Consider the following 12139-nt stretch of genomic DNA (forward strand, 5'->3'; position numbering starts at 1 on the left):
ATGGCGAGCGCCATGGACAGCCCTCCATGCCGAAGGAAGCCCGAATGCCCGTGCACCCGTCTCCCACCCCCGTTCGCAAGGCGCTGTGCCTGCTGGCGGCCGCCCTTGCGATGCCGCTGGCGGCCGCTGCCGCCGAGCCCGCCGCCGGCGCCCCTGCGCAAAGCGCCGCAACCAGGGCCTACCGCATCGATGCCGGACCGCTGGCGTCGGTGCTGGGGCGCTTTGCCGCGGCCTCGGGCGTGGCGCTGTCGTTCGACCCCGCGAGCACGAAGGACCTGAAGTCCGGCGGCCTGCAAGGCAACTACACGGTGCGCGCGGGATTTGCAGCGCTGCTGTCGGGCACGGGCCTGGAGGCGGTGGAGGGGGGCGCGGGCGAGTTCACGCTGCGCAAGGCCGCACCGGCGCAGGCTGTCTCGGCGGCAGACGCCGAAGACGCCGACGGCACGCTGCCCGCGGTGCGCGTGGTGGCGCGCGCGGCGCCCGTGCCGGCAGACGCCGACGACCGCTACCAGCCCACGCCCGACGCATCGACCCTGCGCACGACCGCGCCGGTGCTGGAGATACCGCAGGTGGTGAACGTGGTGCCGGCGCAGGTCGTTCGCGACCAGCGCCCGCGCAACATCGACGACGCGCTCACCAACGTCAGCGGCATCAACCAGGGCAACACCCTGGCCGGCACGCAGGACACGATCATGAAGCGCGGCTTCGGCGGCAACCGCGACGGCTCGATCATGCACAACGGCATGCCGCTGGTGCAGGGTCGCGGCATGAACGCGGCGGCCGAGAGCGTCGAGGTGCTCAAGGGCCCGTCGTCGCTGCTGTACGGCCTGATGGACCCGGGCGGTGTGGTCAACGTGGTCAGCAAGAAGCCGCAGTTGCGCCAGCGCACCTCGCTGTCGCTGCTGGGCTCGGGCTATGCGGGCGGGCGCAACGGCAGCGGCGCCACGCTGGACACCACCGGTCCCATCGGCGAGAACGGTCTCGCGTACCGGTTGATCGCCGACCATGTGGACGAGGACTACTGGCGCAATTTCGGCAGGCACCGCGAGACGCTGGTGGCGCCCTCGCTCGCCTGGTACGGCGACGACACGCAGGCCGTGTTCTGGTACGAGTACCGCAAGTACGTGACACCCTTCGACCGCGGCACCGCGCTCGACCCGCGCACGCAGCGCCCGCTCGCGCTGCCCAGGACGCAGCGCCTGGACGAGCCCTTCAACGAAATGAGCGGCGAGACGCACCTCGCGCAGCTGTCGGTCGACCACCAGTTCGGCGGCGGCTGGGCCGGCCATGTGAACCTCAGTTACAACCGAGAAACCTACGACGCCAACCAACTGCGCGTGAACGGCATCAACACCACGCGCGGCACGCTCGCGCGCAGCAACGACGCCACGCACGGGGCGCTGAGCACCGACAGCTACGCCACGGCATACGTCGACGGCACGCTCGAGGCGGCAGGCATGCGCCACGACCTGCAGTTCGGCTGGGACGCCGAGTACCGCAAGATCTACCGCGCCGACCTGCTGCGCCAGGCGACCACGCGCACCTTCAACTACATCTTCCCGGTGTACGGGCTCGAGGCCCCGTCCAGCACCGTGTCTGCCAGCGACAGCGACCAGACCGACCGCTTGCACAACCAGTCGCTGTTCCTGCAGGACTCGATTCACCTGAGCGACCGCTGGATCGCCGTGGCCGCGCTGCGCTATCAGGCATGGACCCAGCTGGCGGGGCGCGGGCGTCCGTTCAAGGTCAACACCGACACCGACGGCTCCAAGCTGCTGCCGCGCCTGGGGCTGATCTACAAGTGGAGCGACACGGTGTCGCTGTACGGCAGCTACACCCAATCGCTGAAGCCGGCCTCGACCATCGCGCCGCTGTCGAGCGGCTACGTGCTCGACGCGTCGGTGAAGCCCGAAGAGGCCAAGTCGTGGGAGCTGGGCGCCAAGCTCGACCTGCCGGGCGGCATGACGGGCACCGTGGCGCTGTTCGACATCCACAAGAAGAACGTGCTGGTCTCCCAGTTCAACGACGTGACCAAGCTGACGGACTGGCGCACCTCGGGCGCGGCCCGTTCGCGCGGCCTGGAGGTGGACGTGGCGGGCCAGCTGAGCAAGAACTGGAGCGCGATTGCGAGCTACGCCTACATCGATGCCAAGACCACGGAAGACCCGTTGTACGCGGGCAACCGGCTGTGGAACGTGGCGCGCCAGACAGCCTCGGTCTCGGTGGTGTACGACTTCGGCCAGGTGTTCGGCGGCGAAGGCCGGCTGCGCCTGGGGGGCGGTGCGCACCACGTGGGCAAGCGCGCGGGCGATTCGGCCAACAGCTTCGAGTTGCCGGGCTACACCACCGTCGACGCATTCGCCACCTACGACACGCGCCTGTACGGCAAGAAGGTGAAGTTCCAGTTGAACGTGAAGAACCTGTTCGACAAGACCTACTACCCGTCGGCGGCGAACACCTATTTCATTGCCATGGGCGATGCACGGCAGGTTTCGTTCCTGACCACGTTCGAGTTCTGAAGATGAAGGCCGTGTCTCTTGCCGAGAGAATCAACCGGCGCCTCGCCGTCTTCGTGCTCGCGTGCGGCCTTGGCGCCGGCGTCCATGCCGCGCAGCCGGCGGGCCAGGAACGCAAGTTCGTGGTGATGCTGGTGCAGCGCGACGGACCGAGCCTGCCGGTCGACGAGAAGCTCAGGCAGCACCTCGAGAGCCGCGGTTTTGCCGTGGCGTTGCAAGACCAGTCGGCCGCGCCCACCGTGGCGGCCGGCGCGGACCTTGTCGTCGTCTCGTCCAGCGTCGCGGCCAAGGACGTGAACCCCGCGTGGCGCCAGCTGCCTGTGCCGTTGCTCACCTGGGAAAACGACCTGCTCGACGACCTCGCCATGACCGGCAAGCGGCACGACACCGACTTCGGCGAGGCCGCGAAAGAACGCTACCTGTGGCTCGTCAACGCGCCGCATCCGATGGCGGCGGGCTTGCCGGCCGGCGTGACCAATGTCTACGTCAAGCAGGCCGGCATGAGCTGGGGCAAGCCCGGGCTGGGCGCCACCACCATCGCCACGTTGTACGGCCAACCCGAGAAGGCGGCGATCTTCGGCTACGAGAAGGGCGCCACCATGGACTACGAGTCGCTCGCGCCGGCGCGCCGGGTGATGTTCTTCCTCGGCAACGACACCTTCACCAACCTCTCACCCGCGGGCCGGCTGCTGTTCGACGCAGCGGTCGACTGGGCCGCCGGCAACCGCTGAACAACAGATGAAATTTCCCTCGCTGCGCCAGCTCTGGTTCCAGCTGCACTGGTTCGTCGGCATCACCGCTGGCACGGTGCTGATCGTCATCGGCCTGAGCGGGGCGGTGCTGTCGTTTCGCGAGGAAATCATCGATGCCCTCAACCCGCACGGGCGCCATGTGCCGGCGCAGGCCGTGCAGCCGCTCACGCCGCCGCAACTGCTGGCGGCCGTGCGGCAGGCGTGGCCCGAACGGCAGGTCGGCACGCTCGCGCTGTTCGCGGAGCCCGGTGCTGCGGCGCGCGTGATCTTCGCGCCGCCGAAGGGCGAGCGGCGCGGCGAAACGGTCTACCTAGACCCCTACACGGCCACCGCGCTGCCGCCGCTGGCCGGCGCGGAGTTCTTCGAATGGGTCGAGGCGCTGCACCGCTGGCTGCTGTTGCCGCGCGAACCCGGGCGCGTGGCCACCGGCGTGCTGGCCGCCGGGCTGCTGCTGCTGTCGCTGTCCGGCCTGTACCTGCGCTGGCCGCGCCGCGTGCGCGACTGGCGCGCCTGGTTCACCTTCGACCCCGCGCTCAAGGGGCGCTCGTTCCTGTGGGGCCTGCACTCGGTGATGGGCACCTGCGCGGTGCTGATGTACCTGGTGTTCACCACCAGCGGGCTGTACTGGGCCTTCGATGGCCTGCGCGATCGCGTGGACGCATGGGCGGGATACCCGCGCGTGGCCGCGCAGCAGGCGCGCACGGCGCCGCGCGTGCGCAACATGGCGCGCGACGATGCCGCCGCGGTGGACATCGCACCGGCATGGGCCACCTTCGATCGGCACGCGAAAGAGACCGATGGCTGGAGCGAAGTCATCCTGCGCGTGCCTTCCGGCGCCGCGCCGTCGGTGCTGTTTACCTGGCTCGACACGGCGCCCGCGCACGAACGCGCGCGCAACCGCATGACGGTGAAGCTGCCCGGCGGCGACGTCGCGCAGGACGAACGGCATGACGCCAAGTCGGCGGGCGGGCGCTTCCTGGCCGCGATCTATCCGCTGCACATGGGCACCTATTTCGGCCTGCCGGGTCGCATCGCGATGATGCTGGCGGCCTTGATGCTGCCGGTGTTCTCGGTGACCGGATGGCTGCTGTACCTCGACCGGCGGCGCAAGAAGCGCGTGGTGCGCGCCGGTCGGACCGCGCTCGCGGCGACGCTGCGACCGGCCGATGGCACTGCGTCCGCATCCGCGCGGGAGCGCGTGCTGGTGGCTTTCGCGAGCCAGTCGGGCACGGCCGAGGGCATCGCGATGCGCAGCGCCGCCGCCCTGGAAGCGGCCGGCCTGCCCGTGACCGTGGCATCGATGGCGCGGCTCGACCCCGCGCAGTTGCGCGAGCACCAGCGCCTGCTGATCGTCGCCAGCAGCTTCGGCGAGGGCGGCCCGCCCGACGCCGCGCGGCGCTTTGCACAACGGCTTGCGCAGGTCGGTGGCGAGGCGCTGTCGCACCTGCGCTATGGCCTGCTCGCGCTGGGCGACCGGCACTACGAGCGCTTCTGCGGCTTCGGCCACACGCTCGACCACGCGCTGGTCTCGGCCGGCGCGCAGTCGCTGTTTCCGATGGTCGAGGTGGACAACGGCGATGCCGGGGCGCTCGCGCTGTGGCGGCGGCAACTGGTTGCGCTGCGGGGGGCGTCGACCGGCGCCGGCGGCGAGCTTCTGGCTGATGCGGACGATGCGGTCGACGCCGTCGAGCCCTTCTCGGTGTGGACGCTGGCCGCGCGCCGCCTGCTCAACCCGGGCAGCCTGGGCCCCTCACTCTACGAGATCGAACTCGCTGCCGGGCAGGGCGGCCTGCCGAACTGGGAACCCGGCGCGCTGGTCGAACTGCGGCCGAGCCCCGCCGTCGCAGCGCGGCGTTACTCGGTGGCGTCGGTGCAGACCGAGGGGCACCTGCGGCTGCTGGTCCGGCAGGCGCGCCATGCGTCGGGGTTGGGCCTTGTCTCCGGCTGGCTCACCGCGCATGCGGCGCCGGGTGCGGACGTGGAACTCCGGCTCGTGGCCAATCCAGGCTTCGCGCTCGTGGCGGACGAGCGACCGTGCATCTTCATCGGCAACGGCTCAGGGTATGCGGGCCTGCGGGGGCATCTGCGTGCGCGCGTGGAGCGTGGGCATGGCCGCAACTGGCTGCTGTTCGGCGAGCGACAGCGCGCGCACGACGCCTTCTTCGCGCAGGAGGTGGCGCAGTGGCAGGCGGAAGGCCGGATAGAGCGCGCGGACTTCGCCTTCTCGCGCGACCAGCCCGAGCGCATCTACGTGCAGGACCTGCTGCGCGACGCCTCGGTCGAGCTGCGCCGCTGGATCGACGAATTCGCGGTGGTGTACGTGTGCGGCAGCCTGAACGGCATGGCCGGCGGGGTCGATGCCGTGCTCGAGGACATGCTGGGACGCACCGCCCTCGACGACCTCGTCGCGCAGGGCCGCTACCGCCGGGACGTGTACTAGAGGTACCGGACCGGCCCAATCGGATGACGCTGGGCCTGACTCAGGCCTGGGCCCATTCCCGGCTCAACTCTTCGTGCCCTTTCGCCGTGATCCGCGACACCACGGCAGATTGGTAATCGCGAAAGCGACCGCACAGGTCCAGCGGCGGATAGATCTCCGCCTCGACCAGCCCGACCGCCTTCAGCACCGCGATGTGCTTGATGGCGGCCGGTTCATTGACGCGAAAGGGGAATGGCGCGTTCTCGATTTCCATGAGGTATTCGATGGGCATTTCATTCGCATGCAGGCCTCGTTGGTTCTGTCGGAAAAACCTTCCGGCCGTACGCGGGGCCGGAACGTGCGCGATGGTCGCGATGCGGCGTGGGAGATGGCGCATCGGGCGGCCTCGTTGCGTGGCAGAGATTTGGCTAATTTAGCCATTTTTGCCATAATGGCGTCAAAGGAGTATCCCATGGCCGCCGTCCTGCCCAGCCTCAACGAACTGCCGCGTCAAAACGCCTCTCACGTCAAGAACCGCTGGGGCGACGTGGTGCGCCAGGTGCAGGAGTCCGGCAGCGTGGCCGTCACCAACCATTCGACGGTGGAGATGGTGCTGCTGACCGCGGCCACCTACAACCAGCTGGTGGAAGACGCCCAGGCGCTCAAGGCGCGAGAGCAGTCGGTGCTCGACGAACTCGGCCGCCGCTTCGATGCGCGGCTCGGCGTGCTGCAGCAGCCGGGCGCGGCGCAGCAGGTGGGCAGCCTGTTCGCGGCCAAGGGAAAGCTGGGGCGCCGCCCCAAGGCGGGTGACACCTTCTGATGGCGGCGGCCGAGCGCCCGTTCATCCTGGTGCTGGCCGGCGTCAATGGCGCCGGCAAGAGTTCGGTGGGCGGGGCATTGCTCGCCGAGCACGGGCTGAGCTGGTTCAACCCCGACACCTGTGCCCGCGAACTCATGGCGCAGCTGGGGCTGGCGCCCGAAGACGCGAATGCCCGCGCATGGAACCTGGGGCGCGACAGGCTCGAGGCCGCGATCGCTCAACGCAGCAACTACGCCTTCGAGACCACCCTGGGCGCGAACACGATTCCCGGCATGCTGGCCGCTGCTGCGGCGTCCCACGACGTGGTCATGATTTTTTGCGGGCTCGCGTCGCCGGAGCAGCACCTGGCCCGTGTGCGCGCGAGGGTGGCGCACGGCGGCCATGACATTCCCGAGCACAAGATCCGCGAGCGTTGGGTGGCGTCTCGCGCCAACCTGATCCAGTTGATGCCTTCGCTGGCGCGGCTGCAGGTGTTCGACAACAGTGCCGAAGCGCCGCCCGGTGGCGAGATCGGCGACCCCGTGCTGGTGCTGGAGATGAGCCGGGGGCAGATCGATTTTCCCCAAGCCGATGACGCCGTGGCGCTGGCGGCAACGCGGGGATGGGCCAGGCCCATCGTCCAGGCCGCCTTCGAATTGCGGGGCTGAGGCGCGCAGCAGGCCAGGCCTGAGGCCTTCAAGCGGTCAGATGCGCTGCGTTCGAAGCCTTGGCGCTGCACCGTTCGAAATCTGGCGCAACCACTCGAGCTGGCTTTTCTCCTGCGCGTCACGCAGGCTCTTCGCGGCGCGGGCCGCGGCGTAGCCGGCAAACAGGGCCTCGATGGCCCGGTGCCAGGCTTGCATCGCCGGGGCCGGCTCCAGGGATTGAGCCTGGGTCAGCGACGGCTCGGGGGGCGCATCCGGCACCGCGAAGCCGTTCTTTCGCAGGATGATGGCTTTCTGGATGGATGTAAGCATGAAGAAGGCATTGCGATCTTCGTGCCAGCTTTGTCCAGCGCCTTCATCCGAGGCCTCAGCTGCAGGAAAGCTTCATGGCCTCGATGCGGCCGCCGAAGCCCAGCTTGCGCACCAGGCCGCCTTCGCGGCTGTTCGGCGCAAAGCTCACCGTGCGGTCCTTGAACATGGCGTGCTCGTACACCTCGAGGGTGGCGCGCGGGCCGACGCTCACGCTGTCGATGTCGCGCTTGAGCTGCCTGGCGGTTCCCTTGTCCATGCTCTGCACCTGAGCCGGTCCGACCAGTGTGACGAAGTCGCCCTGGAAGTCGCGCTTCGAATAGAACTGGGCCCAGCATCCCGAGGCCAGGGCCGGATCCTGGATGCGCACGGGCACCAGCAGGATGGTCGGGTCGGGTTGGTTGTCGATCCCCGATGCGGTGCTCGCGGTGGGCGCATTGCTGGCGCATGCACCGAGTGCGAGTGCGCCGGCGATCAGGAGGGTGCGGGAAACGAGGGAACTGGAGACGGAAAAATTCATGGGTCTGTGCCGGAGGCAAGCTTTCGATTTCGAAGCGACAACCTTAACGACCCGCCGCGCCGCGGGCGTAGGAGGGAGCCCCAAAGGGCCGTGGCCGCCGCCCGCGCCGCCGTCAGATGACATCCGCCGGGCCGACCACCACGCGGCTGTACTTGCCCATCGCCTCCGGATCGATGCCGAGCCATCTGGCCACCTGATCGACCGGCGTGCCGCGGCGCAGCTGGCGCAGCGCAAAGGTGTGCCGCAACCGGAACGATCCGCCGTCGGCGGCTTCCACGCCTGCTTCTTCCAGCACTGCCCTGGCCGCCTTGTAGTGCGCCTCCTTGCTCCAGGGTTTGCCGCTGAGCGTCGATGGCAGCAGGTTGTCGCCGAGGATGCGCGCCTCGGCGCGGACTTCGAGCCAGTGCTGCAGCAACTCGCCGGCCCAAGGCGCGATGGGTGTCTCGCGCGGGGGCAGGTTGCCGTTGCCCGGCACCGAGACTTTCCAGGGCCTGCCGCGCACACGTCCGCCCGCGGACACCGGCGCAAACATCGTCAATGCGCGCACGTCCCCCGGGGCGAGCCCGCCACCCAGCTGCAATGCCACCGCGGTGCGGTTGCGAAGCTGCTGCCAGCTGAAGGCGCGATGGGCGTCGCGCCGCGGTCCCGAAAGACCGGGCCGCGGCCGCGCTTCGGAAAGGAACGTGATCAGCCGTCGCGCCTCGGGCACCGAGAGAAAGTCGGGCAGGGGGTCGGACTGCGCCGCTTCGGCGTAGCGGATGTCCGGATGCACCGCGAGCCAGTCGGACGCCGCGGTGTTGGGCGGCTCACCGGTTTGTGCCGCGTGGTGGCGCAGCACCCGATCGATGAGCCGCAGCAGCCGCAGCGCATGGCGCGGCGAGAGCGACTGGTCGGCGGCCTTCATGCCATAGCGCGCGGCCTGGAACGCCTCGAGATCGCGCACGTCGAGCGTGTCGAGGTCGACAACTGGCGACTGGCCCAGGCACCACGCGACGAAACTGCCCCACATGTCGCGATAAACCGCAATCGATCCCGTTTGTCGCAGCGAACCCGCCGCGCGCTGGTCCGCCAGCCAGCGGTCGAAGGCCAGGCGATGGTTTTCGTCGGAGTGCGGCGCGAAGAGTGAAAGGGTGCTCATGAAAATACACTAACGGCCAAGGTTTCTATTGCTAGCAAGATGGTTTCTGCTTCACCAAGATAGGGAACCGATGCCGTTAGTGTATTTGCTGTGGTCGGCACTTCCATGGGCTTGGCTGCCATCGATTCGACGGCGTCGAAATCCAGCGGCCTGGCCCACCTCGGCTCAGGTCTGCTCCAACGGCAGCGCCACGCTGAAGCGGACAGGCCCGTCGTGCCCGGCACTTTCCAACTGCGCATGGCCGCCATGCAGTTGCGCAATCCGGTGCACCAGATACAACCCAAGTCCGGCTCCGGGCGAGCGCGCCGCCTTGCGCCCGCGAAAGTACTTTTCAAACACGCGGGCGACTTCGTCGGACGGAATCGCTTCGCCGGGGTTGTTCACGCCAATGCGCAACACATCGAGCGAGTGCGACACGATGTCCAGTTCGATCGCGCGGCCAGCCGGCGTGTGCCGGTCCGCATTGGCCAGCAGGTTGCGCAACGCCACGCGCAGCAGACCCGGGTCGCACACCAGGCGGGGCGGGAGTTCGCCCGCCTGCAGTGCGATCCGCCCGTCCGGCCAGTCGGCCGCCAGGTCCTCGAACAGCTGCATCAGCTCTTCCCGATCGCAGGGGCGCGGCTGGAAGCGCGCATGGCCGGTCTCCATGCGGTCCGCGGTCAGGTACTCGTCGACGAGCGTGGCCATGCGTTGCACCGCCGCGCGCAGGTTCATGCAGCGCGACAAGGTCTTCTCGCGCGCCGCATCGAGGTTCCTGGCGATCTGCTGCGCCGTCGTGCTGATGATCGCCAGCGGCGTGCGGAACTCGTGCGAGACCATCGCCACGAAATCCAGTTGCGACTGCTTCGCGCGGCGCTCGGTCTCCAGCGCGGCGCGCAAGTCGAGCTCGAGCCGCTCGCGCTGCTCTATTTCCTTGCGAAGGTCGGCCGTGCGCCGGCGCACCTCTTCTTCGAGCAGGTCGTTCTGCCTGCCGACGACCTGCACCACGCGCGCTTGCGCAGCTTCCTTGTCGCGGCGCAACTGGTCGTAGCGCCGGCTCAGCCGCATGCTCATCAGCAGCATGTGGAGCAGGGTGCCCAGGGCCGCGGCGTTCTGGGTCCAGACATTGGCCGGCAGCCAGCCCATGTTGCGCACGAAGGTCACCAGCACACCCGTGTAGTAGATGCCGAAGATCAGCAGGAACGCCCGCGCCTGGCCCTCGTCGCGCGGCAGCAGCCACAGCGCAACGCCGATCAGGCACACGATGCTGAGCATCGCCGCCGACTGCATCGCGAGCATGGCCGTCCCGTTGTGGCCGGCCAGGACCAGGGCGGCGGCCGCGGCGCACAGCAGGGTCACCGCATGCTGCACGGCACGGGAAGGGCGCGGCCACCGCGCGTCCACGTTCAGTTGCATGACGGAAAAGCGGACGCCGATCGCCAACGCGGTGCACATGGACAGGCTCAGCACGGTGTCGGACAGCCACACCGGCATCGCGAGCAGCTGCTGCGCGAGTCCCGCGCTCAGCAGCTCGACCAGCAACGCGTTGGACACGTACAGCAGGTACCAGGCGCTCAGGCGGTCGCGGGTCATCTGCCAGAACAGCGAGTGAAAGGCGATCAGCAGCAGGCCGAACCCGAAGCCGAGTCCATAGCAGAGGTACTCGCGCCGCGCCGCGCTGCCGTAGGTCTCGGGGGTCGCGAAGCCGATGGTGGTCGACATGGCGTTCTTGGTCTGCAGGCGCAGCAGCAACGGCGTTGGCGATGGGCTGTCGAGCAGCAGCGGCAACTGCACGTTGCGCGCGTCCACGGGACATTGCCCGCGTCCGGTGTCCTCGCCCGCATGCTGCACCTGCTGCCATTGCCCGGCTGCGGCCTGCCGGTACAGCCGCACATCGTCGAGCAGCGCATTACCGAACTCGACCAGCCACCGGTCGGACGCGGCGGCAGGCCGTTGCACGTCGAGGCGGATCCAGAGAGTGTCGGTGGTGAAGCCCGCGTTCACGGCGCCGGGCAGCACTTGCCAGTCCGTGGCGGCCGCCGCTGCGTCGGCGTCGAGCCGGCCTGCGGGATCGCGAAGCATCGACAGGTGGCCGTGGCTGTCAACGCTCGTGCGCGGGTCCAGCAGCAGCGGCGAGGCGTGGGCCGCGTTCGATGCGGCGAGGCCCGACACAGCGATGAAGCCACACACGCACAGACACCAGACAAGCCATTTCATCGGCGCGGATTATCTCCGGCGCCCGCCTAGAATCCGCGCCTTTCCCGGCTTCACGACGTGCACCCGCCATCCTCGTTGCGCGCTCAGAAATGCTCAGGTCCCCCTCGCTCGCTGTCGCTAACCTCCCCGCATGCGTGATGTGATCCTGCTGGAAGACGAAGCTGTGCTTCGCGAGGAGTTGAGCGAGTTTCTTGTCGGCACCGGTTATCGCGTCGATGCCGAAAGCTCGCTCGAAGGCTTCAGGCGCCGCTACGACCCGCGACGCCACGGCATCGCGCTGGTGGACCTGGGCCTGCCCGACGGCGACGGCCTGACCCTCATCCGCGAGTTGCGTGAACGCGGCGAGCGCCTGGGCATCGTCGTGCTGACCGCGCGGGGCGGGTCCCGCGATCGCGTCGCGGGACTGGACATCGGCGCCGACTACTACCTGCCCAAGACCACCGACCTCGACGAACTCGCGGCGACCCTGGCGGCACTGTCACGCCGCCTGGGGGAGGAAGCCGCCACGCTCCCGGCCGACACGTGGGTGCTCGAACTGGGGGCTCGCCGACTGTCGGCGCCGGGCTTCCCACCCATCGCGCTGTCGCAACAGGATCTCACTGTGTTGCACGAGCTGATGCGCGGCGCGGGCGACATCGCCAGCCGACAGCAGATCGTGGCGGCGCTGGGCGAGCACTTCTTGAGCTACGACCAGCGCCGCCTCGACACGCAGATTCGCCGCCTGCGGCGCAAGGTCAGCGAGGCCACCGGGCTGACCCTGCCACTGAACACCGCGCGCAATGCCGGCTACTGCTTTCACGCCACGGCGTTGGTCCGGCCCTGACG

General features: G+C 69.0%; 11 protein-coding genes. 6 read left to right on the plus strand and 5 right to left on the minus strand.

Annotated elements, in window-relative coordinates:
* Positions 1-26: 26 nt before the first annotated feature.
* The 3 genes from AC1DJH_RS15605 to AC1DJH_RS15615 are packed head-to-tail and all read left to right on the plus strand — an operon-like array spanning position 27 to position 5708.
* Positions 27-2519, plus strand: coding sequence for a TonB-dependent siderophore receptor (locus AC1DJH_RS15605; protein WP_478186264.1), 2493 nt, complete (start codon positions 27-29; stop codon positions 2517-2519).
* A 2-nt stretch (positions 2520-2521) separates the two neighbouring features.
* The gene (locus AC1DJH_RS15610) at positions 2522-3247 is read left to right on the plus strand and encodes a hypothetical protein (protein ID WP_478186265.1); all 726 of its coding nucleotides are present in this window, start codon (positions 2522-2524) and stop codon (positions 3245-3247) included.
* Positions 3248-3254: 7 nt separating this feature from the next.
* On the plus strand, positions 3255-5708 hold the full coding sequence (locus tag AC1DJH_RS15615; RefSeq protein ID WP_478186266.1) for a PepSY domain-containing protein: 2454 nt from the start codon (positions 3255-3257) through the stop codon (positions 5706-5708).
* Positions 5709-5748: 40 nt separating this feature from the next.
* Here the strand turns inward: AC1DJH_RS15615 and AC1DJH_RS15620 are convergent, their stop codons facing one another.
* Positions 5749-5979: a hypothetical protein gene (locus tag AC1DJH_RS15620; protein WP_478186267.1), complete on the minus strand. Its 231-nt coding sequence runs from the start codon at positions 5977-5979 to the stop codon at positions 5749-5751.
* A gap of 180 nt (positions 5980-6159) precedes the next feature.
* On the opposite strand from AC1DJH_RS15620, the gene AC1DJH_RS15625 reads away from it, so the two are divergent.
* Positions 6160-6507, plus strand: a complete 348-nt coding sequence (locus AC1DJH_RS15625) for a type II toxin-antitoxin system prevent-host-death family antitoxin (RefSeq protein WP_435442227.1) — start codon at positions 6160-6162, stop codon at positions 6505-6507.
* On the plus strand, positions 6507-7154 hold the full coding sequence (locus AC1DJH_RS15630; RefSeq protein ID WP_478186268.1) for an ATPase: 648 nt from the start codon (positions 6507-6509) through the stop codon (positions 7152-7154). The genes AC1DJH_RS15625 and AC1DJH_RS15630 overlap by 1 nt, the downstream gene beginning before the upstream one ends.
* A gap of 36 nt (positions 7155-7190) precedes the next feature.
* Here AC1DJH_RS15630 and AC1DJH_RS15635 read toward each other — a convergent pair whose 3' ends face one another.
* From AC1DJH_RS15635 to AC1DJH_RS15650, 4 genes are all read right to left on the minus strand, one after another.
* Complete coding sequence (locus tag AC1DJH_RS15635; protein WP_478186269.1) at positions 7191-7463, minus strand: hypothetical protein; 273 nt, start codon at positions 7461-7463, stop codon at positions 7191-7193.
* Between the two features lie 55 nt (positions 7464-7518).
* Positions 7519-7980: a hypothetical protein gene (locus tag AC1DJH_RS15640; protein WP_472115333.1), complete on the minus strand. Its 462-nt coding sequence runs from the start codon at positions 7978-7980 to the stop codon at positions 7519-7521.
* Between the two features lie 112 nt (positions 7981-8092).
* Positions 8093-9118, minus strand: a complete 1026-nt coding sequence (locus AC1DJH_RS15645; protein WP_478186270.1) for a tyrosine-type recombinase/integrase — start codon at positions 9116-9118, stop codon at positions 8093-8095.
* Positions 9119-9283: 165 nt separating this feature from the next.
* Positions 9284-11314 (minus strand): sensor histidine kinase, encoded by a 2031-nt coding sequence (locus AC1DJH_RS15650; protein WP_478186271.1) that lies wholly within the window; start codon positions 11312-11314, stop codon positions 9284-9286.
* 130 nt (positions 11315-11444) lie between these two features.
* Between AC1DJH_RS15650 and AC1DJH_RS15655 the strand changes: the two genes are divergently transcribed.
* Positions 11445-12137: a response regulator transcription factor gene (locus tag AC1DJH_RS15655; protein WP_478186272.1), complete on the plus strand. Its 693-nt coding sequence runs from the start codon at positions 11445-11447 to the stop codon at positions 12135-12137.
* Positions 12138-12139 lie beyond the last annotated feature (2 nt).

The organism is Variovorax sp. 10N412 (genome assembly GCF_056394985.1).

Bases quoted from the DNA above. Each gene is read 5' to 3' on its own strand.
- AC1DJH_RS15625 (WP_435442227.1), top strand. From the start codon at position 6,160: ATGGCCGCCGTCCTGCCCAGCCTCAACGAACTGCCGCGTCAAAACGCC.
- AC1DJH_RS15620 (WP_478186267.1), bottom strand. From the start codon at position 5,979: ATGCCCATCGAATACCTCATGGAAATCGAGAACGCGCCATTCCCCTTT.
- AC1DJH_RS15630 (WP_478186268.1), top strand. From the start codon at position 6,507: ATGGCGGCGGCCGAGCGCCCGTTCATCCTGGTGCTGGCCGGCGTCAAT.
- AC1DJH_RS15645 (WP_478186270.1), bottom strand. From the start codon at position 9,118: ATGAGCACCCTTTCACTCTTCGCGCCGCACTCCGACGAAAACCATCGC.
- AC1DJH_RS15640 (WP_472115333.1), bottom strand. From the start codon at position 7,980: ATGAATTTTTCCGTCTCCAGTTCCCTCGTTTCCCGCACCCTCCTGATC.
- AC1DJH_RS15610 (WP_478186265.1), top strand. From the start codon at position 2,522: ATGAAGGCCGTGTCTCTTGCCGAGAGAATCAACCGGCGCCTCGCCGTC.
- AC1DJH_RS15635 (WP_478186269.1), bottom strand. From the start codon at position 7,463: ATGCTTACATCCATCCAGAAAGCCATCATCCTGCGAAAGAACGGCTTC.
- AC1DJH_RS15615 (WP_478186266.1), top strand. From the start codon at position 3,255: ATGAAATTTCCCTCGCTGCGCCAGCTCTGGTTCCAGCTGCACTGGTTC.
- AC1DJH_RS15605 (WP_478186264.1), top strand. From the start codon at position 27: ATGCCGAAGGAAGCCCGAATGCCCGTGCACCCGTCTCCCACCCCCGTT.
- AC1DJH_RS15650 (WP_478186271.1), bottom strand. From the start codon at position 11,314: ATGAAATGGCTTGTCTGGTGTCTGTGCGTGTGTGGCTTCATCGCTGTG.
- AC1DJH_RS15655 (WP_478186272.1), top strand. From the start codon at position 11,445: ATGCGTGATGTGATCCTGCTGGAAGACGAAGCTGTGCTTCGCGAGGAG.